This window comes from Isoptericola dokdonensis DS-3 (assembly GCF_001636295.1).
Lineage (GTDB): Bacteria > Actinomycetota > Actinomycetes > Actinomycetales > Cellulomonadaceae > Isoptericola > Isoptericola dokdonensis.
Map to the genome: position 1 here is coordinate 603,262 of NZ_CP014209.1, position 20,789 is coordinate 624,050.

Sequence of the window (20,789 nt, forward strand, 5' to 3'; positions counted from 1 at the left end):
CTCACCACTGCCCGCGGGCCTGCAGCACGTCGCGCAGCAGGTCCGCGCGGTCGGTGACGATCCCGTCGACGCCGAGGTCGAGCAGGCGGTGCATCTCGGCGACCTTGTTGATCGTCCAGACGTGCACGGGACGTCCCGCGCGGTGCGCCGCCGCCACCGTGCGTGCGTCGACGACGGTCACCCCCTGGGCGACCGGCACCTGGAGCGCGTCCACCCGGCGCAGGGCGGCCCGCACGAGCGGGTCGACCCGCGCCCGGGCACCGGCGAGGAAGCCCAGCACCTCGACGCGGCCCGCGCTCGTCGCGACGGGCCGGGTCAGCCGCCGCAGCGTCGCCCGACGCCGCCCGACGTCGAACGAGGTGACGCACACGCGGTCGTGGGCGGCCGTGCGCTCGATCGCCTCGGCCACGGGTGCCACTCCCGAGTCGCCCTTGACGTCGACGTTGAACCGCAGGTCGGGCCACGCGCCGAGCAGGTCGTCGAGCCGTGGCACCGGTTCGGTGCCGCCGATGCGGGCCTGCCGCACCGTCGCCCACGGCAGGTCCGCGACCAGGCCCGTGCCGTCCGTCGTCCGGTCGAGCGACTCGTCGTGCAGGGCCACCGCGACGCCGTCGGACGTGCCGTGCGCGTCGGTCTCCACGTACCGGTAGCCGAGGTCCACGGCCGCGGCGAACGCCGCCGCCGAGTTCTCCAGGTTCGACCGGCCGTGCGAGAAGCCGCGGTGCGCGAGCGCCACCGGACCGTCGGCCCGGAAGTACGGGTGCACCGGCCGTGCGGGCGCCGTCACCGCACGCCCCGCAGGCTGCGGTCCAGGAAGCCCGTCACCCCGGCCAGGTACTGCGCGCGTGGCCCCTCGGCGGACAGCATCAGGTCGTGCACGCCGCCGTCGACCACGAGCTGGGTGACGTCCGCCCCCAGCCGCGGGGCGAGGTGCCCGATCCGCACCGTGTCCAGCACCGTGTCCTGGGCGTCCAGCAACGGGTTGTCGACGCTGTCCGGGCCCGACGCCGCCGCGCGCCCCACCAGGACCGGGCACGCGATGCGCAGGCCCCGCGCCACCCGCAGCTGGCCCTGGCGCACCGTGCGCAGCCACGCCGCACGGGCCGGCTGCCCCTCGGGACGCTTGAGCCGCGTGTCGAAGTCCCAGCGGCCCCCGTTGTCGACGTGCTGGTACGTCGCGTACACCGACGGGTGCGTGCTCACCACCGCCAGGGGACGGGTGCGGCCCAGCACCTCCAGCAGACCCGTGCGCACCGCGCGCGCCAGCCAGGAACCGTCCAGGTCCAGGAAGGGCGAGTCCAGCACCAGGGCGTCCGGCCCCGCCACGCCGCGTGCGTGCGCCCACGTCGCCGCGGTCAGCCCGCCCGTGGAGTGGGCGTGCACCGCCAGCGGCAGCCCCGGGTACGCCTCCCGGACCGCCGCCACCGCCGCGTCGAGGTCCGCCCAGAACTCCGGCAGCAGCGCCGTCCAGTGCGCCGGCAGCCCCTCGTCGTCGCGCAGCAGCGACCGTCCCGCGCGGCGCAGGTCCACCGCCCAGCACGCGAACCCGGCGTCCGCGAGCGCGTCCACCAGGTGCGTCTGGAAGAAGTAGTCGTTGTAGCCGTGCAGGTGCAGCACCACGCCCCGCACGTCGTCCGGCTCCCGCTCCGGGCGGACCAGCGTCGCCGGGCCCAGCGGTGCGGCCAGGTACCCCGGCAGCAGCGCGTCGGCGGCCCACGCCGGCGGGGCGGACGTCCGGCCAGGTCGTGCGGGTGCGCTCACCCGGTCACGGTACGACGACCGGCCGACCACGGCCCGCGCTCGACGCGCCCGGACCGGCACGGCATCCTGGGCGGATGACTCCCGTGGCCGCCGGACCGCTGCGCCGCCGCGCCGGCCGGCTCGTGTTCGAGCAGGTCTCCGGCGGGGCCGAGGGCCGCGCCCGCCGCGAACGCATCCACGCCACCCCGGGGCCGCGCTGGTTCCCCCCCGACTCCGCCGTCGCCCGCGTCCACGGGGACGCCGCGATGTTCGTCGGCGGCCTGCGCGCCCTGCTGCTGCAGTCCCTGCACCCCCTGGCCGTCGCCGCGATCGCCGACCACTCCGACTACCGCGACGACCCCTGGGGCCGCCTCGGACGCACCAGCACCTTCCTCGCCGAGACGACGTTCGCCACCGCCGACGACGCCCAGCGGGCCGTCGACGTGGTGCGCGCCGTGCACGCCCGCGTCCGGGGGACCGCCCCCGACGGGACGCCGTACACCGCCGACGACCCCGTCCTGCTCGACTGGGTGCACGTCGCCGAGGTCGACAGCTTCCTGCTCACCCACCAGCGGCACGGCGCCCGCCCCCTCGACGGACCCGGCTGCGACGCCTACCTCGCCCAGACCGCCACCGTCGCCGCCCGGCTCGGCGTCCTCGACCCGCCGCGGGACCGCGCCGCCCTGGGCGCCGCGCTCGACCGTCATCGCCCGGCCCTGGCCCGCACGGCCGCCTCGGACGACATCGCGCACTTCCTGCTCGCCGAACCGCCCCTGCCTTGGCCCGTGCGCGGCTTCTACGCGCTCCTCGCCGTCGCCGCCTGGGCCTCGTTGCCCGCCACGGCCCGGGCGATGATCCCGCTGCCCGGGCACCTGCGCGCCGTCGTCCCCCTCGCGCGACCCGGCGGCCAGGCCGCCACCAGAGCCGTCCGCTGGGCGCTCGCGGGCGACCCGCCCCCGGCCGGCCCCGCGACGCACCCCACGTCGTGACACCTCGGGGCTACCCGCCGTCCACCCCCGTGCGGCAGACTCGGCCGACATGAGCGACGCCACGCCGACGAAGCCGTCCGGCCCCGCCACCCATCCCGTCGACGCGCTCACGGTGGCCGAACGCCGGCGTCGCGTCTGGTCGTGGGCGCTGTGGGACTGGGCCACTCAGCCGTTCAACACCATCATCCTCACCTTCGTCTTCACGGCGCTCTACCTCACCACCGACGAGTTCCTCGACCCCGCCGTCGCGGCCCTGCCCGAGTCCGACCCCGTCCACGAGCGGGCCCTGGCCGGCCTGACCAGCGGGCTCGGCCTCTGGATCACCGTCGGCGGCGTCCTCGTCGCCCTCCTCGCGCCCGTCCTCGGCCGTCGCGCCGACGTCGCCGGCCGCCGCAAGGCCTGGGTCGCGGGCGGCACCCTGCTGCTCGTCGCCGCCATGTTCGGCCTCGGGTTCGTGCGCGCCGACCCCGGGTACTTCGTGCTCGGCGCCGCCCTCGTCTCCCTCGGCAGCGTCGCCTCCGAGATCGCCGGCGTGAACTACAACGCCATGCTCACCCAGGTGTCCTCCCCGCGAACCTTCGGCCGCGTCTCCGGCCTCGGCTGGGGCATGGGGTACATCGGCGGCATCGTCGCCCTCCTGCTCGTCGTCGCCGTGACCACCTTCGACTTCTTCGGCATGGACACCGACGACGGCATGGGCTTCCGCCTGATCGCCGTCGGCTGCGCCGTCTGGGCCCTCGCCTTCGCCTGGCCACTCTTCCGCTGGGTGCCCGAGGCGCCGCCCGCCCCCGACCGCGCCCGCGTCGGCTTCTTCGCCGGCTACGTCCAGCTCGTGCGCGACGTCGTCCAGCTCTACCGCACCTCGCGCACCACGTTCTGGTTCCTCGCCGCCAGCGCCGTCTACCGCGACGGCCTCGCCGGCGTCTTCACCTTCGGCGCCATCGTCGCCGCCGTGTCCTACCGGTTCACCGACAACGAGGTGCTGATCTTCGGCGCGCTCGCCAACCTGCTCGCCGGCGTCAGCACCATCGTCGCCGGCCGCCTCGACGACCGCCTCGGCGCCCGCTCCGTCATCCTGTGGTCCCTCGCCGCGCTCGTCGTGTGCATCCTCGCCGTCGTCGTCCTGCTCCCCGCCGGCAAGCCCGTGTTCTGGGTCGCCGGCCTCGCCCTGACCCTGTTCGTCGGACCCGCCCAGTCCGCCTCCCGCTCCTTCCTCGTGCGCGTCACCCCACCCGGCCACGAGTCCGAGATCTTCGGCCTCTACGCCACCACCGGCCGCGCCGTGTCCTTCCTCACCCCCGCCCTGTGGACCGCGATCATCGCGGTCACCGGAGCCACCATCTGGGGAGCGCTCGGCATCGCCGTCGTCCTCGTCACCGGACTGGTGCTCATGCTGGTCGTCACCGACCCCACCGAGCGGTGACGTCCACCACGAACCCGGTGGCGGAGGGGCGGAACGCGCGGCCGTGTGCTGATACTGGCGGGTGACCGAGCTCGTCCTGCTCGTGGTGGTGGTCCTCACCGCGCTCGCCTTCGACTTCACCAACGGCTTCCACGACACGGCCAACGCCATGGCGACCTCCATCGCCACCCGGGCGCTGAAGCCCCGCACCGCCGTGGCGCTCGCGGCCGTGCTCAACCTCGTGGGGGCGTTCCTGTCCGTGCAGGTGGCGCTCACCGTGACGAACGACGTGCTGCGGATCCAGGGCGACGACGGGGCCCCCGTGCCCGGGCTGATGGGCGCGCCCATCCTGGAGATCCTGCTGGCGGGGCTCGTCGGCGCGATCCTGTGGAACCTCGCCACCTGGTACCTCGGCCTGCCGTCGAGCTCGTCGCACGCCATGTTCGGCGGCCTCATCGGGGCCGCCCTGGTCGCGATCGGCGTCGAGGGCGTGCAGTGGGACGGCGTGCTGGAGGACGTCGTCATCCCCGCGCTCGTCGCCCCGTTCGTCGCGATGCTCGTCGCCGCGCTCGGGATCTGGTGCGTCCTGCGCCTCACCGCCCGCGTCCCCGCGGACGCCCAGGGCCGCGGGTTCCGCTGGGGCCAGATCGGCACCGCCTCCCTCGTCGCGCTGTCCCACGGCACCAACGACGCCCAGAAGACGATGGGGCTCATCACCCTGGCCCTCATCGGCTACGGCTCCTGGACCGACCTCGACGCCGTGCCGACGTGGGTCAAGATCTCCTGCGCCCTGGCGATCGCCACCGGCACCTACATCGGCGGCTGGCGCGTCATCCGCACCATGGGCAAGGGCCTCGTCGAGCTCTCCCCGCCTCAGGGCATGGCGGCGGAGGCGTCGTCCGCGGCGATCGTCCTCACCTCGAGCTCGCTCGGGATGGCCCTGTCCACGACCCACGTCGCCACCGGTTCCATCCTCGGCACCGGGCTCGGCAGCCGCGGTGTCGTGCGCTGGGCGCTCGCCCGTCGCATGGCCGCCGCCTGGATCATCACCCTGCCCGCCGCGGCCGCCGTCGGCGCCCTGTGCTGGCTGCTGCTCACCGCCGTCGGGGGAGTGGCCGGCCCGCTCGTCCTCGTCGCGCTCCTGCTCGCCCTGTCCAGCCTGCTCTGGCTGCGTGCCCAGCGGGAGAAGGTCGACCTCACGAACGTCACCGAGGACTGGGACGGCGAGCTCGCCCCGGCGTCCGCGCGCCTGGGCGAGGAGTGAGGGGCATGGACCTGCTGCTCGAGACCCTCGACGCCGTCTGGCGCGTCACCCTCGGCGGTCTCGTCGTCGGGGTCGGCGCACCCGTGCTCTTCGCCGCCGGGATGGCCGCCCTCGGGCTCGGCCGGGAGGTCTCGGACGACGGCGCCTCCTGGACCACACCGCCCACCGTGCCGGGGCGGCTGCTCGCGGGCCTGTGCTTCGCGCTGGTCGCGGCGCTCGTCGTGGGCGGTGTCGCCCTCATCGCCGTCGGTGACTGAGCGTCCCGGACGGCCACGCCGGGCACGTGGCGCCGCACGGCACCACGATGGTGCGATGGGAGACGTCACCGACTACGTCGCATCGCTCACCGGCGCCGACCACGACCTGGTCGCGGGCGTCTACGCCCGCGCCCGGGAGCTCGTGCCCGACGTGACGGAGGGCCGCAGCTACGGCATGCCCGCCCTGCGGTACCGCGGCCGGCCGCTGCTCAGCGCGATGTCCACCGCCCGGCACGTCGGCCTCTACCCGTTCAGCCCGGGCGCCCTGGAGCGGTCGGCCGACGTGCTGGCGGGTCTGCGCACGACGAAGGGCTCGGTCGCGCTGGACCGCTCCGCCCCGCTGCCCGTCGACGTGGTCGACCGCCTCGTGATCGAGCGCCGGGACGAGATCGACGCCGCCGAGGGGTGAGGCGGTCCGCCCGGGGACGTCTCCGCACCGGCCGGCGCCGGGGTGGCTAGGCTCCCTGCCATGGCTGAAGCACCCCACGTCCTCGTCCTCAACGGCCCCAACCTGGGGCGGCTCGGCGTCCGCGAGCCGGAGATCTACGGTCACGCATCGATGGCGGACCTCGCCCGGGAGGCCGCCGGCTGGGGCGACGAGCTCGGCCTGACGGTCGACGTGCGCCAGACGGACGACGAGTCGCAGCTCGTGGGCTGGCTGCACGAGGCCGTGGACGCCCGCGCGCACGTCGTGCTCAACCCCGCAGCCTTCACCCACTACAGCTACGCGCTGCGGGACGCCGCCGCGCAGGTCACGACCTCCGGCCTGCTGCTCGTCGAGGTGCACCTGTCGAACCCCGCGGCACGGGAGTCGTTCCGGCACTACTCGGTGGTGGCGGGCATCGCGACGGGCACGGTGGCGGGGTTCGGCTTCGACTCGTACCGCCTGGCCCTCCACGCGCTGGCGCACAAGCTCTCGGCCTAGACGGGACGCTGTCCAGCGCTGAACCTTGATCAGCAGGGATCAAGGGCATAACCTTGAGGCATGATCGTGGTGACGGCGGACCAGCAGTCCAGCACCCGCCGCGGTGACCTCGTCCCGCAGGTGCTGGCGCTCCTCGACGGCCTGACCCGGCCGGGCGGGGAGCCCCGCGCCGGGCTGGTGCTGCCGTTCGAGCGCACCGTGGGGGACGAGGTCCAGGGTCTGCTGAGCGGGGACGACGCCGGCGCCCGGCTGGGCGTCGAGGTCGTCGCGGCGCTGCTGCGCCACGGCGGCTGGTCCGTCGGCCTCGGGACGGGCGACGTGCGCGAGCCGCTGCCGCCGCACTCCCGGGAGGCGTCCGGCCCGGCCTTCGTGCGCGCCCGCACCGCGGTCGAGGACGCGCGCCGCCGGGGGAGCGCCGTGCCGGTGTCCGTCGCCGGCGCCGACGGCGAGCCCGGCGCGACCGTCGCCGCGGACACCCAGGCGCTGCTCCGCCTCCTCGGGGCGGTGGCGGCGCGTCGGTCGGCCGCCGGGTGGGAGGCGGTCGATAGCCTCGGGGACGCCGCCGACCGGGCGGCACCCCAGCGGGCGGTCGCCCGCGCGCTGGGCATCAGCGAGCAGGCCGTGAGCCAGCGGCTGCGGACGGCGTTGTGGCCCGAGGAGCAGGCCGCCCGACCGCTGGCCCAGCGCCTGCTGCGGGCCTGCGACGCCGCCGCGACGGCCGCCGACCGGGCCCCGGGCGGACAGGAGTGACCGATGGGTGAGGTCTGGGCGGCGGTCGGCGTCTGCCTCGCGGCGCTGGCGGTCAGCGTCGGTGCGGGGGCGCTGACGGTGCCCCTGGTGCTGCGCCACGCGGAGTCCGGGACGAGCGCCCGCGCCGAGGCGCTGGCCGTGCTCGGCAACGGCACGTGGATCGGCCTGCTGGAGCGGTTCGCCATCACGGGCACGATCCTGGCCGGGTACCCCGAGGGGGTGGCCGTCGTGGTGGCGGTCAAGGCGCTGGGGCGCCTGCCCGAGCTGCGCGAGCACCCGGTGGCGGGGGAGCGGTTCGTCGTCGGTTCCCTCGCCTCGCTGGTCTGGTCCGCGGCCGCGGGGCTCGGCGGGCACGCCCTGCTCGGCGCCCTGTAGACTGTCGCGGGCCGTTCGCGGCGTTCCGGCCGACCCGAGAGGTCGGCCCGCACCGGACGAGCCCCCATCCGACACCGAGACCTGCCGAGGACTGACTACCACGTGGCAACCTCCAACGACATCAAGAACGGCACCGTGCTGCGCATCGACGGCCAGCTCTGGAGCATCCTCGAGTTCCAGCACGTGAAGCCGGGCAAGGGTGGCGCGTTCGTCCGCACGAAGATGAAGAACGTGCTGTCGGGCAAGGTCGTGGACAAGACCTTCAACGCCGGCGCCAAGATCGAGACCGCCAGCGTCGACCGTCGCGACTTCCAGTACCTGTACATGGACGGCGACGACTACGTCTTCATGGACACCGACACGTACGACCAGATCAACGTCTCGGCCGCCACGGTCGGCGACGCCAGCAACTACATGCTCGAGGGCATGAGCGTCATGGTCGCGCAGAACGACGGCACCCCGCTGTACGTCGAGCTCCCCGCGTCGGTCGTGCTGGAGATCACGTACACCGAGCCGGGCCTGCAGGGCGACCGCTCCACCGGCGGCACGAAGCCCGCCACGCTGGAGACCGGCGCGCAGATCCAGGTCCCGCTGTTCCTCGAGCAGGGCACCAAGGTCAAGGTCGACACCCGTGACGGGTCGTACCTGGGCCGTGTGAACGACTGACGTGGGCGCACGCACCAAGGCCCGCAAGCGCGCGGCCGACATCCTGTTCGAGGCGGAGCAGCGGGAGATCGACCCGCTGGTCCTCCTGCAGGACCGCGTGATCGAGCCGCACTCCGAGGCGGCCGTCCCGCAGTACACCGTGGAGCTCGTCGAGGGCGTCCTCGCCCACCGCGAGCGCATCGACGAGCTGCTGGAGACCTACTCGCGCGAGTGGACGCTCGCGCGCATGCCCGCGGTCGACCGTGCGCTGCTGCGCGTGGGCGCCTTCGAGCTCCTCTACAACGACGACGTCCCGGACGTCGTCGCGGTCGACGAGGCCGTCGACCTGGCCCGCGAGCTGTCCACGGACGACTCGCCGGGCTTCGTCAACGGTCTCCTCGGCCGGCTGCTCGACGTCAAGCCGACCCTGCTGGACTGACCGAGGTCGCCCTCGGCGCACTGTGACGCAGCCGACGCCCGCATCGCGGTCGTCGGCTGCGTCGTCCCCGCGCCACGGGTTAAGGTGACGGGGACCGACACCCTTTAATCCCGTCCCGTGAGGCGGCAAGGAGTCCTGTTGAACCCTGGCGAAGCCCTGCCCTCAGCGCAGGAGGACGGCACGACCGTCCTCGGCGCGAGCGATGTCGCTCGTGCACTCACCCGGATCGCCCACGAGATCGTCGAACGTGCCAAGGGCACCGACGACGTCGTCCTGCTGGGCATCCCCACCCGGGGCGTCACCCTGGCCCGCCGTCTCGCGACGCGCCTGGCGCAGATCGACCCCACCTTCGACGCCGCCGCCCGCACGGGCGAGCTCGACGTCACCATGTACCGCGACGACCTGCACCGCCAGCCCACCCGCTCGGTCGGCGTGACGCGCCTGCCGGACGTCGGGATCGAGGGTCGCACTGTGGTCCTGGTCGACGACGTCCTGTACTCGGGCCGCACGATCCGTGCCGCGCTCGACGCGCTGGGCGACCTCGGCCGGCCGCGCGCGGTGCGCCTCGCCTGCCTGGTGGACCGCGGTCACCGCGAGCTGCCGATCCGCCCGGACTTCGTCGGCAAGAACCTGCCGACGGCCACCAGCGAGCGGGTCCGGGTGCGCCTGGCGGAGGTCGACGACGGCGACGACGCCGTGGTGATCGCCGGGCGCGCCGACGACCAGGGGGCGACCCGATGAAGCACCTGCTGTCCACCGCCGACCTGTCGAAGGACGAGGCGGTGCTGCTGCTGGACACCGCGGCGCAGATGGCCGCCACGCAGTCCCGGGAGATCAAGAAGCTGCCGACGCTGCGCGGCCGCACCGTGGTCAACCTGTTCTTCGAGGACTCCACGCGCACCCGCATCTCCTTCGAGGCGGCCGCGAAGCGGCTCTCGGCGGACGTCATCAACTTCTCCGCCAAGGGCTCCAGCGTCTCCAAGGGGGAGTCGCTCAAGGACACCGCGCTGACCCTGCACGCGATGGGCGCCGACGCGGTGGTCGTGCGGCACTGGGCCTCGGGCGCGCCGTACCAGCTGGCGCACGCCGGATGGCTCGACGCCGCGGTGCTCAACGCGGGCGACGGCACGCACATGCACCCCACGCAGGCGCTGCTCGACGCGTTCACGATCCGCCGTCACCTGGTGGGTCTGCGGGGCGGCGCCGGGGAGGGTGTCGGCGCGGACCTCGCCGGCCTGAAGGTCGCGATCGTCGGCGACGTCCTGCACTCCCGGGTCGCGCGCGCCAACGTGGCGCTGCTGCACACCCTCGGCGCGGAGGTGACGCTCGTCGCGCCGCCCACGCTCGTGCCCGTCGGGGTCGAGGCGTGGCCGTGCCGGGTGTCGTACTCGCTGGACGAGACGCTCGACGCGGTCCGTCCCGACGCCGTCATGATGCTGCGCGTGCAGCGTGAGCGGATGTCCGGCGGGGCGGGGGCCTTCTTCCCCAGCCCGCACGAGTACACCCGCTACTACGGCCTCGACGCCCGCCGCCTGGCGCGGCTGGCCGACCACACGATCGTCATGCACCCCGGCCCCATGAACCGCGGCCTGGAGATCTCCGCCGAGGCGGCCGACTCCGACCGCGCCGTGATCGTGGAGCAGGTCGCCAACGGCGTCGCCGTGCGGATGGCCGCCCTCTACCTGCTGATGGCCGGGGACACCTCGGCGGAAGGGAACCACCCGTGAGCACCACCTACGTCCTGCGCGAGGTCCGCCCGCTCGGCGGCGACCCCGTCGACGTCGTCCTGCGCGACGGCGTCGTCGCGCAGATCACCGCCCCCGGCACCGCGGACGCCGGCGGCGCGGTCGTCGTCGAGGGCGCCGGTCACGTCCTGCTGCCCGGCCTCGTCGACCTGCACACCCACCTGCGCGAGCCCGGCCGGGAGGACGCCGAGACCGTCGCCTCCGGCACGCGCGCCGCCGCCGCCGGGGGGTTCACCGCCGTGCACGCCATGGCCAACACCTCGCCCGTCGCGGACACCGCCGGCGTGGTCGAGCAGGTGTGGCGGCTCGGCCAGGAGTCCGGCTGGGTCGACGTCCACCCGATCGGCGCCGTCACCGTCGGCCTCGACGGCGAGCGCCTCGCCGAGCTGGGTGCCATGGCCGACTCCGCGGCCCGCGTGCGCGTCTTCTCCGACGACGGGAAGTGCGTCCACGACCCGATCCTCATGCGCCGCGCCCTGGAGTACGTGAAGTCCTTCGACGGCGTCGTCGCCCAGCACGCCCAGGAGCCCCGCCTCACCGAGGGCGCCCAGATGAACGAGGGCGTCGTGTCCGCCGAGATCGGGCTCACGGGCTGGCCGGCCGTCGCCGAGGAGGCGATCATCGCCCGCGACGTGCTGCTCGCCGAGCACGTCGGCTCCCGCCTGCACGTGTGCCACCTGTCGACCGCCGGGTCGGTCGAGATCGTGCGCTGGGCCAAGTCCCGGGGCATCGACGTCACCGCCGAGGTCACCCCGCACCACCTGATCCTCACCGACGAGCTCGCCCGCACCTACGACGCCACCTACAAGGTGAACCCGCCGCTGCGCACCGCGGCGGACGTCGAGGCGGTCCGCGCCGGCCTGGCGGACGGCACCATCGACATCGTCGCGACCGACCACGCCCCGCACACCCGCGAGGACAAGGACTGCGAGTGGGGCGCGGCCGCGTTCGGGATGACCGGCCTGGAGACCGCCCTGTCGGTCGTGCAGGCCACGATGGTCGACACCGGCCGGCTCACCTGGGCGGACGTCGCCCGCGTGCTGTCCGCCAACCCCGCCCGGATCGGCCGCGTCGACGACCGCCACGGCCGCCCGATCGAGGTCGGCGAGCCCGCCAACCTCACCCTGGTCGACCCTTCCGCGACCCGCACGGTCGTCGGCGCCGAGCAGGTCACCGCCAGCGCCAACACCCCCTTCGCCGGGCGCGAGCTGCCCGGACGCGTCGTCGCGACGTTCCTGCGCGGCCGCGCCACCGTGCTCGACGGCACCCCGGTCGAGGCGGTGACCGCGTGAACCTCCCCCTGCCCGTCGCCGTCGGGATCTGGATCGTCCTCGGCGTCGTCCTGCTCGCGCTCGTCCTGACCGGCCGCCGCCGGCTGGCGACCCGCAGCCGGGCCACCGTCCCCGCACCCCCCACGGCACCCCTCGAGGACGGCGCGCTCGGCGAGACGCTGCTCGGCCCGCTGGAGTGCGTCTACGTGTCCAGCACGCTGCACGGCGACTGGCTCGCCCGCGTCGGCGCGCACGGCCTCGGCGACCGCGCCCGCGCCGAGGTCAGCGTCCACACCGGCGGCGTCGTCGTCGACCGGGACGGCAGCAGCCCGCTGTACCTGCCCGCCGACGCCCTGCGCGGCGTCGGCACCGCCCCCGGCATGGCCGGCAAGTTCGTCGGCCGCGACGGCCTGGCCGTCATCACCTGGCAGGTGCCGGACCCGGCGGGCACCGCCACCCGCACCGACCCGGCCGTCGAGACCCTCCTCGACACCGGTCTGCGCCTGCGCCACCGCGCCGACACCGACCGCGTCCTGGACGCCGTCCGCCCCCTCCTCCCGTCCACGCCGACCGCGAAGGATCCGCAGTGAGCACCACCACCAGCACCGACCCGGCGGTCCTCGTCCTCGAGGACGGCACCGTCGCCCGCGGCCACGCCTACGGCGCCCGCGGCGTCACCCTCGGCGAGATCGTCTTCAACACCGGCATGACCGGCTACCAGGAGACCCTCACCGACCCCTCCTACCACCGGCAGATCGTCGTCATGACGGCCCCCCACGTCGGCAACACCGGCATCAACGCCGACGACCCCGAGTCCGGCCGCATCTGGGTCGCCGGGTACGTCCTGCGCGACCCCGCGCGCCGCATGTCGAGCTGGCGCGCCACCGGCACCCTCGAGGACGACCTCGCCACGCAGGACGTCGTCGGCATCTCCGGCGTCGACACCCGCCACCTGACCCGGCACCTGCGCGAGCTCGGCGTCATGCGCGCCGGGATCTTCTCCGGCGAGGCCCTCGTCGAGAACGGCGTGGAGCGCGACGTCGCCGACCTCGTCGCCGAGGTCAAGGGCGCCCCCGCCATGGCCGGCGCCGACCTCGCCCGCGAGGTCAGCACCGCCGAGCCGTACACCGTCGAGCCCGCCGGCGAGTTCGCCGGCACCACGCCCGTCGCCACCGTCGTGGCCGTCGACCTCGGCATCAAGGCCATGACGCCCGCCCGGCTCGCCGAGCGCGGCGTGCGCGTCCACGTCGTCCCGCAGTCCGCGACCATCGACGACGTCACCGCCCTGCTGCCCACCGACGCCCCGGCCGGCGTGTTCTTCTCCAACGGCCCCGGCGACCCGTCCGCCGCCACCGCCGAGGTCGACCTCCTGCGCGCCGTCCTCGACCGCCGCATCCCGTTCTTCGGGATCTGCTTCGGCAACCAGCTGCTCGGCCGCGCCCTCGGCTACGGCACCTACAAGCTCGGGTACGGCCACCGCGGCATCAACCAGCCCGTCATGGACCGCACCACCGGCAAGGTCGAGGTCACGGCGCACAACCACGGCTTCGCCGTCGACGCGCCCGTGGACGCCGTCAGCACCGCGCCCCACGACGCCGACCGCACCGACGCCGGCTACGGCCGCGTCATCGTCTCCCACGTCGGGCTGAACGACCGCGTCGTCGAGGGCCTCACCGCCCTCGACATCCCCGCGTTCTCCGTCCAGTACCACCCCGAGGCCGCCGCCGGACCCCACGACAGCGCCTACCTGTTCGACCGCTTCGTCGAGCTCATGACCACCCGCCGGCCCGTCACCGTGCCGGACGCCGCCCTCGCCGCCCTCGGCGAGCAGGCCGCCGCCCCCGCCGGCTCGAAGGAGAACTGATGCCCCGCCGTTCCGACCTCTCCTCCGTCCTGGTCATCGGGTCCGGCCCGATCGTCATCGGCCAGGCGTGCGAGTTCGACTACTCCGGCACCCAGGCGTGCCGCGTCCTCAAGGAGGAGGGCCTGCGCGTCGTCCTCGTGAACTCCAACCCGGCCACGATCATGACCGACCCGGAGTTCGCCGACGCCACCTACGTCGAACCCATCACCACCGAGGTCCTCACCACCATCATCGCCAAGGAGCGCCCCGACGCCCTCCTGCCGACCCTCGGCGGGCAGACGGCCCTCAACGCCGCCATCGCCCTGGACGAGGCCGGCGTGCTGGCCGAGTACGGCGTCGAGCTCATCGGCGCGAACATCCCCGCCATCCAGAAGGGCGAGGACCGTCAGCAGTTCAAGGACGTCGTCGCCAAGTGCGGCGGCGAGTCCGCCCGCTCCGTCATCGTCCACACGATCGACGAGGCGCTCGCGGCCGTCGACGAGCTCGGCTACCCGATGGTCGTGCGGCCGTCGTTCACGATGGGCGGCCTGGGCTCCGGGTTCGCGTACGACGAGACGGACCTGCGCCGCATCGTCGGCCAGGGCCTGCACTACTCGCCGACCACCGAGGTGCTCCTGGAGGAGTCGATCCTCGGCTGGAAGGAGTACGAGCTCGAGCTGATGCGCGACCGCAACGATAACGTCGTGGTGGTCTGCTCGATCGAGAACGTCGACCCGGTGGGCGTGCACACCGGCGACTCGGTGACGGTCGCCCCGGCGATGACGCTGACGGACCGCGAGTACCAGAAGCTGCGCGACATCGGCATCGCGGTGATCCGCGAGGTGGGCGTCGACACCGGCGGCTGCAACATCCAGTTCGCCGTGGACCCGGACACGGGCCGCATCATCGTCATCGAGATGAACCCGCGCGTGTCGCGCTCGTCGGCGCTGGCGTCGAAGGCCACGGGCTTCCCGATCGCGAAGATCGCCGCGAAGCTGGCCGTCGGCTACACGCTCGACGAGATCCCGAACGACATCACCCAGGTCACCCCGGCGAGCTTCGAGCCGACCCTCGACTACGTCGTGGTCAAGGTCCCGCGCTTCGCGTTCGAGAAGTTCCCGGCCGCGGACGGCACCCTGACCACGACGATGAAGTCCGTCGGCGAGGCCATGGCGCTGGGCCGCAACTTCACCGAGGCGCTCGGCAAGGCGCTGCGCAGCATCGACAAGTCCGGCGTGACGTTCCACTGGGACGGCGACGCGCCGTCGGGCGCGGAGCTCGAGGACCTGCTGGCCGAGATCGTGCGCCCCACGGAGTACCGGATGGTGGGGGTGCAGCAGGCGCTGCGCGCCGTCGCAGCCGGGCACGCCTCCCTGGAGCAGGTGTTCGACGCGACGAAGATCGACCCGTGGTTCCTCGACCAGATCCTGCTGATGAACGAGGTCGCCGACGAGGTCCGCGCCGCCGAGACGCTGAGCGCCGACCTGCTGCGCCTCGCCAAGCGGCACGGCCTGTCCGACGTCCAGGTCGCCGCCCTGCGCGGCATGGGCGCGGGCGGCGAGGCCGCGGTGCGCGAGGCGCGCCACGCGCTCGGCGTGCGCCCGGTGTTCAAGACGGTGGACACGTGCGCGGCGGAGTTCGCGGCCCGCACGCCGTACCACTACTCGTCCTACGACACCGAGTCCGAGGTGGCCCCGCGCGAGCGCGAGGCCGTCATCATCCTCGGCTCGGGCCCGAACCGCATCGGTCAGGGCATCGAGTTCGACTACTCGTGCGTGCACGCGGCGCTCACCCTCAAGGACCGCTACGAGACGGTCATGGTGAACTGCAACCCGGAGACGGTCTCGACGGACTACGACACGTCCGACCGCCTCTACTTCGAGCCGCTCACCTTCGAGGACGTCCTGGAGGTCTACGCCGCCGAGCTCGCGGCGGGCCCCGTCAAGGGCATCATCGTCACCCTCGGCGGGCAGACGCCGCTGGCGCTGGCGCAGCGCCTGGCGGACGCCGGGCTGCCGATCCTGGGCACCTCGCCCGAGGCGATCGACGCCGCGGAGGACCGCGGGGTGTTCGGCCAGGTCCTGGCCGACGCCGGGCTGCCGGCGCCCGCGTTCGGCACGGCCCGCTCGCTGGGTCAGGCCACGGAGATCGCCGAGCGCATCGGCTACCCCGTGCTCGTGCGCCCGTCGTACGTGCTGGGCGGTCGCGGCATGGAGATCGTCTACTCCTCCGAGCAGCTCACCGGGTACGTCGAGCGGGCGCTCGAGGCCGCCGAGGCGGCCGCGGTGTCCACGCGCGCCCCGGGCACGCTGCCGGCGCCGCTGCTCATCGACCGGTTCCTCGACGACGCGATGGAGATCGACGTCGACGCGCTGTTCGACGGCACCGAGCTGTTCCTCGGCGGCGTGATGGAGCACATCGAGGAGGCCGGCATCCACTCCGGCGACTCGGCGTGCGTGCTGCCGCCGGTGTCCCTGTCGGAGGCGGAGATCGAGCGGATCCGCCGCTCGACGGAGGCCATCGCGCGGGGCGTGGGGGTGCGCGGCCTGCTCAACGTGCAGTACGCGCTCGTCTCCGACGTGCTGTACGTCCTGGAGGCCAACCCGCGCGCGTCGCGCACCGTGCCGTTCGTGTCCAAGGCGACCGGGACGTCGCTGGCGAAGGCGGCGGCGCGGGTCATGGTCGGCGACTCGATCGCCGACCTGCGCGCCGACGGCGTGCTGCCCGCGCAGGGCGACGGCGGCACGCTCGACCTGGGCGCCCCGCTGGCGGTCAAGGAGGCCGTGCTGCCCTTCAAGCGGTTCCGCACCGCCGAGGGCCTGGTCGTGGACACGGTGCTCGGCCCGGAGATGCGCTCCACGGGCGAGGTCATGGGCTTCGACAAGGACTTCCCGCACGCGTTCGCCAAGTCGCAGGCGGCCGCGTACGGCGGCCTGCCGACGTCCGGCACCGTGTTCGTGTCGGTGGCCGACCGGGACAAGCGTTCCATCGTGTTCCCGGTCAAGCGCCTGGCCGACCTCGGCTTCGAGGTGCTGGCGACGTCCGGCACCGCGCAGGTGCTCGCCCGCAACGGGATCGCCGCCACGCCGGTGCGCAAGTACTCGCAGGGTCCGGGCGCCGACGGCGAGCCGACCATCGTGGACCTCATCACGGCGGGCGAGGTGGACCTGGTGGTCAACTCCCCGTCCGGTCAGGGCGCCCGCGCCGACGGCTACGAGATCCGCGCGGCCACGACCGCGGCCGACAAGCCGATGGTCACGACCGTCGACCAGCTCGCGGCGGCCGTGCAGGGCATCGAGGCGGTCCTCGGCGGGCCGTTCGAGGTCGGCAGCCTCCAGGAGCACACGGCGGCGACCCTGGCGCGCCGCGCGGCGGTGGCCTCGTGACGACGGCGCCGGGCGCCCTCGTCCCGTTCGGGGCGCGCCTGGCGGCGGCGATGGACGACCACGGCCCGCTGTGCGTCGGGATCGACCCGCACGCGTCGCTGCTCGCGGCGTGGGGGCTCGACGACTCGGTGGCCGGGCTGCGGGAGTTCTCGCTGCGCGTCGTCGAGGCGCTCGGCGGGCGCGTGGCGGCGCTCAAGCCGCAGGCGGCGTTCTTCGAGCGGCACGGCGCGGCGGGCCTGGCCGTGCTGGAGGAGGTCCTCGCCGCGGCGCGGGCCGCGGCCACCCTCACCGTGGTGGACGCCAAGCGGGGCGACATCGGCTCCACGATGGCGGGCTACGCCGACGCGTTCCTCGCCGACGGCTCCCCGCTGGCGGGCGACGCGGTGACCGTGTCGCCCTACCTCGGCTTCGGGTCGCTCGGCCCGGCGCTGGAGCGGGCGACCGCCACCGGGCGCGGCGTGTTCGTGCTGTGCCTGACGTCGAACCCGGAGGGCCGCGAGGTCCAGCACGCCGTCGGCCCGGACGGCGTGAGCGTCGCCGCGTCGGTGGCGGCGCAGGCCGCCGCGCTGAACGCGGGGGCCGCGCCGATGGGTTCGGTGGGCCTGGTCGTGGGGGCCACCGTGGGTGACGCGGCGCGCGCCACCGGCACCGACCTGACGGCGGTCAACGGTCCGCTGCTCGCCCCGGGCGTCGGCGCCCAGGGGGCGGGGGAGGCCGAGCTGTCCGCGGTGTTCGGCGCGGCGCGCGGCCAGGTGCTCGCGTCCTCCTCGCGCGGCGTGCTCGGGGCCGGTCCCGGCGCCGACGACCTGCGCCGGGCTGCCGCCGCGGCGGCCGCCGAGGTGCGGGCCGCGCTGCGTCCCGGGGCCTGACCCGACGGCTCCGACCGGGCGCGGTGTGCCCGGTCGGGGCCGGTTGGGGGTGAAATGTCACGCCCGGTCGGCGGCCAACTGTGCGCCGGAGCCCTCCAGCGATTGCCGCTTCCGCAGGTCGTGGCTACTTTCGAGTGAGCAGTGCAACTGTCGGTCCGACGAAGCAGGTGACTTGCGTGGCCCTTCCTCCCCTCACCCCGGAACAGCGTGCGGCTGCCCTCGAGAAGGCTGCCGAGGCGCGCCGGGTGCGCGCCGAGATCAAGAACCGTCTGAAGTACTCCCAGGGCTCGCTCAAGGAGGTGATCGAGGAGGGCAGGACGGACGACGTCGTGGGCAAGCTCAAGGTCGTCTCCCTGCTCGAGTCGCTCCCCGGAGTCGGTAAGGTGAAGGCCCGGGCGATCATGGAAGAGATCGGGATCGCCGAGACCCGCCGCGTCCGCGGCCTGGGACCGCACCAGGCGTCGGCGCTCATCGAGAGGTTTGGCTGAGATTTCCGCATCATCCGCCGGCGTTCCGGCTCACCACGACCGTCCGGGCGCCGCGCGGCTGACCGTCCTCGCCGGGCCGACCGCCGTCGGCAAGGGGACCGTGTCCGCGGACATCCGCGCGCGGTACCCGCAGGTGTGGCTGTCGGTGTCGGCGACGACGCGACCGGCCCGACCCGGCGAGGTGCACGGCGTGCACTACCTGTTCGTCACGCCCGAGGAGTTCGACCGCATGGTCGCGGACGGCGAGATGCTCGAGTGGGCGGTCGTGCACGGCCGGCACCGGTACGGCACGCCCCGCGGCCCGGTGGTGGAGCACCTGGCCGCGGGGTGCCCGACCCTGCTGGAGATCGACCTGCAGGGCGCGCGCCAGGTGCGCGAGGCGGTGCGCCGCAGCGGCCTGGACGCCCAGTTCGTGTTCCTGGCCCCGCCGAGCTTCGACGAGCTCGTGCGTCGACTCGTGGGTCGGGGCACGGAGGACGCGGAGGAGCGGGAGCGGCGGCTGGAGACGGCCCGCGTCGAGATGGCCGCGGAGGCGGAGTTCGACGTGACGATCGTCAACGACGACGTGACGCACGCCACGGACACCCTGGCGGGACTGCTGGGTGCCGCGCCCGGCCGGGCCGGCGAGACGGGCGCCACGTCGCCGACCTCGCAGGTCGCCGGCTGAGGCCGGGTAGACTGACCGTTCGCAACCCTTGACTTCCCGGTGGCCGGGCGCGACCCGCGGCCACCGGTCACGACGTCTGCTTGGAGGCAGTGATGGCCGGAACCACCCCGCAGCCCATCGGGATCACCGACCCGCCGATCGACGACCTGCTGGAGCGCAGCGAGTCGAAGTACGGCCTCGTGCTGTACGCGGCCAAGCGTGCCCGCCAGATCAACGCGTACTACGCGCAGCTCAACGAGGGCCTGCTGGAGAACGTGGGCCCGCTGGTCGAGGCCCGCAACCAGGAGAAGCCGCTGTCGATCGCGATGCGCGAGATCAACGCGGGCCTGCTCACGGCGCAGCCCGCCGCCGAGCCCGTGGACGTCCCGTTCGCGATCGGTGCGGACCAGGTCGCCGGCGAGGAGCCGTCGGCCTCCGCGCACGTCGTCGGCGACGAGATCGTCTGACGCACCCCGCCGCCGCATGAGGATCCTGCTGGGAGTCAGCGGCGGCATCGCCGCGTACAAGGCCGTGCTGCTGCTGCGGCTGCTGCGCGAGCAGGGGCACGCCGTGCGGGTGGTGCCGACGGTGTCGGCGCTGCGGTTCGTGGGCGCGCCGACGTTCGAGGCGCTGTCCGGCGAACCGGTCACCACCGAGGTGTTCGAGGACGTCGACCGGGTGCAGCACGTGGCGCTCGGCCAGGGCGCCGACCTGGTGGTCGTGGCGCCCGCGACGGCGGACCTGCTGGCCCGCGCGGCCGCGGGGCGCGCCGACGACCTGCTCACCACGACGCTGCTGACGGTGTCCTGCCCCGTCGTGATGGCCCCGGCGATGCACACCGAGATGTGGGAGCACCCGGCCACCCGGGCGAACGTGGCGACGCTGCGCGCGCGCGGGGTGGTGGTGGTCGAGCCGGCGAGCGGGCGCCTGACGGGCGCGGACACCGGACCCGGACGGCTGCCCGAGCCGGAGGAGATCGCGCGGGTCGCGCTCGACGTCGTCGAGGCTCGCCCCGCCGCGGACCTCGCGGGCCGGCACGTCGTGGTCTCGGCGGGCGGAACGCGCGAGCCGATCGACCCGGTGCGGTTCATCGGGAACCGGTCCAGCGGGCGCCAGGGCGTGGCCCTGGCGGTCGCGGCGCTGGCCCGCGGCGCCCGGGTGACGCTGGTCGCGGCGAACCTGGCGGGCGACCTGCTGGCGCCGGTGCGCGCCCGCGGCGCCGAGGTCGTCGAGGTCTCCACGACGGCCGAGCTGCGCTCCGCGGTGCGGGGCGCGGCCACCACGGCGGACGTGGTGGTGATGGCGGCCGCGGTCGCGGACTTCCGTCCCGTGGCGCCGCCGGCGGCGAAGATCAAGAAGGTCGCGGGGCGGTCGCCGGCCCCGATCGAGCTGGTCGAGAACCCGGACGTGCTGGCGGAGCTCGCCGCCGAGCGGCTGCGCGTCGGTCAGGTCGTGGTCGGGTTCGCCGCGGAGACGGGCGACGACGACGGCACCGTGCTGGAGCACGGGCGTGCCAAGGCCCGCCGCAAGGGAGCCGACCTGCTGGTGGTCAACGCCGTCGGGCACGCGGTGGGGTTCGGCACGGACGACAACGAGGTGACGGTCGTCGACGGCGCGGGGGCCACGGTGGCCACGGCGGCCGGGTCCAAGCGGGTCGTCGCGGACGCCGTCTGGGACGCCGTGACCAGCATCTCGTCCACCTGATGAGACGATCTCGGATGCTGGGCACTTTTCGGGGCGATGTGCTCCCGTCCG

22 protein-coding genes and 1 pseudogene are annotated in these 20,789 nt (G+C 74.3%); 21 read left to right on the forward strand and 2 right to left on the reverse strand.

Annotation, left to right across the window (positions count from 1 at the left end; all coding sequences use genetic code 11):
- Position 1: 1 nt before the first annotated feature.
- Positions 2–787 (reverse strand): glycerophosphodiester phosphodiesterase family protein, encoded by a 786-nt coding sequence (locus I598_RS02890; RefSeq protein ID WP_083972801.1) that lies wholly within the window; start codon positions 785–787, stop codon positions 2–4.
- Positions 784–1,761, reverse strand: a complete 978-nt coding sequence (locus I598_RS02895; protein ID WP_068204817.1) for an alpha/beta fold hydrolase — start codon at positions 1,759–1,761, stop codon at positions 784–786. The genes I598_RS02890 and I598_RS02895 overlap by 4 nt, the downstream gene beginning before the upstream one ends.
- Positions 1,762–1,835: 74 nt before the next feature.
- On the opposite strand from I598_RS02895, the gene I598_RS02900 reads away from it, so the two are divergent.
- The 21 genes and pseudogenes from I598_RS02900 to coaBC all read left to right on the forward strand — a co-directional run bounded on the left by I598_RS02900 (position 1,836) and on the right by coaBC (position 20,738).
- Positions 1,836–2,729: an oxygenase MpaB family protein gene (locus I598_RS02900; RefSeq protein ID WP_068201116.1), complete on the forward strand. Its 894-nt coding sequence runs from the start codon at positions 1,836–1,838 to the stop codon at positions 2,727–2,729.
- Positions 2,730–2,778: 49 nt separating this feature from the next.
- Complete coding sequence (locus I598_RS02905) at positions 2,779–4,152, forward strand: MFS transporter (RefSeq protein ID WP_068201118.1); 1,374 nt, start codon at positions 2,779–2,781, stop codon at positions 4,150–4,152.
- Positions 4,153–4,213: 61 nt separating this feature from the next.
- Positions 4,214–5,395: an inorganic phosphate transporter gene (locus I598_RS02910; RefSeq protein WP_068201120.1), complete on the forward strand. Its 1,182-nt coding sequence runs from the start codon at positions 4,214–4,216 to the stop codon at positions 5,393–5,395.
- Positions 5,396–5,400: 5 nt separating this feature from the next.
- Positions 5,401–5,652, forward strand: coding sequence for a hypothetical protein (locus tag I598_RS02915; protein WP_068201122.1), 252 nt, complete (start codon positions 5,401–5,403; stop codon positions 5,650–5,652).
- Between the two features lie 55 nt (positions 5,653–5,707).
- The gene (locus tag I598_RS02920) at positions 5,708–6,061 is read left to right on the forward strand and encodes an iron chaperone (RefSeq protein WP_068201124.1); all 354 of its coding nucleotides are present in this window, start codon (positions 5,708–5,710) and stop codon (positions 6,059–6,061) included.
- Positions 6,062–6,121: 60 nt separating this feature from the next.
- Positions 6,122–6,577 carry a type II 3-dehydroquinate dehydratase gene (locus I598_RS02925; RefSeq protein WP_068201126.1) on the forward strand — a complete coding sequence of 152 codons (456 nt, stop codon included), beginning with the start codon at positions 6,122–6,124 and terminating at the stop codon, positions 6,575–6,577.
- 60 nt (positions 6,578–6,637) lie between these two features.
- Complete coding sequence (locus I598_RS02930; RefSeq protein ID WP_068201128.1) at positions 6,638–7,327, forward strand: hypothetical protein; 690 nt, start codon at positions 6,638–6,640, stop codon at positions 7,325–7,327.
- Between the two features lie 3 nt (positions 7,328–7,330).
- On the forward strand, positions 7,331–7,702 hold the full coding sequence (locus I598_RS02935) for a hypothetical protein (RefSeq protein WP_068201130.1): 372 nt from the start codon (positions 7,331–7,333) through the stop codon (positions 7,700–7,702).
- A gap of 102 nt (positions 7,703–7,804) precedes the next feature.
- Entirely contained in the window at positions 7,805–8,368 is a 564-nt protein-coding gene (efp, locus tag I598_RS02940; RefSeq protein WP_068201132.1) for an elongation factor P, read from the forward strand.
- Position 8,369: 1 nt separating this feature from the next.
- Positions 8,370–8,786, forward strand: a complete 417-nt coding sequence (nusB, locus tag I598_RS02945; protein ID WP_068201133.1) for a transcription antitermination factor NusB — start codon at positions 8,370–8,372, stop codon at positions 8,784–8,786.
- A 138-nt stretch (positions 8,787–8,924) separates the two neighbouring features.
- Positions 8,925–9,527: a bifunctional pyr operon transcriptional regulator/uracil phosphoribosyltransferase PyrR gene (pyrR, locus tag I598_RS02950; protein WP_068201136.1), complete on the forward strand. Its 603-nt coding sequence runs from the start codon at positions 8,925–8,927 to the stop codon at positions 9,525–9,527.
- Positions 9,524–10,513 carry an aspartate carbamoyltransferase catalytic subunit gene (locus I598_RS02955; protein ID WP_068201138.1) on the forward strand — a complete coding sequence of 330 codons (990 nt, stop codon included), beginning with the start codon at positions 9,524–9,526 and terminating at the stop codon, positions 10,511–10,513. The genes pyrR and I598_RS02955 overlap by 4 nt, the downstream gene beginning before the upstream one ends.
- Positions 10,510–11,823, forward strand: coding sequence for a dihydroorotase (locus I598_RS02960; RefSeq protein ID WP_068201140.1), 1,314 nt, complete (start codon positions 10,510–10,512; stop codon positions 11,821–11,823). Before I598_RS02955 ends, I598_RS02960 begins: the two co-directional genes overlap by 4 nt.
- Positions 11,820–12,392 (forward strand): PH-like domain-containing protein, encoded by a 573-nt coding sequence (locus I598_RS02965; protein ID WP_083972803.1) that lies wholly within the window; start codon positions 11,820–11,822, stop codon positions 12,390–12,392. Before I598_RS02960 ends, I598_RS02965 begins: the two co-directional genes overlap by 4 nt.
- Positions 12,389–13,666, forward strand: coding sequence for a glutamine-hydrolyzing carbamoyl-phosphate synthase small subunit (gene carA / locus I598_RS02970; RefSeq protein WP_068201142.1), 1,278 nt, complete (start codon positions 12,389–12,391; stop codon positions 13,664–13,666). Before I598_RS02965 ends, carA begins: the two co-directional genes overlap by 4 nt.
- Positions 13,666–17,031, forward strand: coding sequence for a carbamoyl-phosphate synthase large subunit (gene carB / locus I598_RS02975; protein ID WP_068201144.1), 3,366 nt, complete (start codon positions 13,666–13,668; stop codon positions 17,029–17,031). Before carA ends, carB begins: the two co-directional genes overlap by 1 nt.
- A 50-nt stretch (positions 17,032–17,081) precedes the next feature.
- Positions 17,082–17,900, forward strand: coding sequence for an orotidine-5'-phosphate decarboxylase (pyrF, locus tag I598_RS02980; RefSeq protein WP_157557301.1), 819 nt, complete (start codon positions 17,082–17,084; stop codon positions 17,898–17,900).
- 176 nt (positions 17,901–18,076) lie between these two features.
- Positions 18,077–18,388: an integration host factor, actinobacterial type gene (gene mihF / locus I598_RS02985; protein WP_068204820.1), complete on the forward strand. Its 312-nt coding sequence runs from the start codon at positions 18,077–18,079 to the stop codon at positions 18,386–18,388.
- On the forward strand, positions 18,381–19,055 hold the full coding sequence (gene gmk / locus I598_RS02990; RefSeq protein ID WP_068201148.1) for a guanylate kinase: 675 nt from the start codon (positions 18,381–18,383) through the stop codon (positions 19,053–19,055). The genes mihF and gmk overlap by 8 nt, the downstream gene beginning before the upstream one ends.
- A gap of 92 nt (positions 19,056–19,147) precedes the next feature.
- Positions 19,148–19,411 (forward strand): annotated as a pseudogene (gene rpoZ / locus I598_RS02995) (DNA-directed RNA polymerase subunit omega); the annotation flags it as partial.
- A gap of 106 nt (positions 19,412–19,517) precedes the next feature.
- Positions 19,518–20,738 (forward strand): bifunctional phosphopantothenoylcysteine decarboxylase/phosphopantothenate--cysteine ligase CoaBC, encoded by a 1,221-nt coding sequence (coaBC, locus tag I598_RS03000; protein ID WP_068201150.1) that lies wholly within the window; start codon positions 19,518–19,520, stop codon positions 20,736–20,738.
- Positions 20,739–20,789 lie beyond the last annotated feature (51 nt).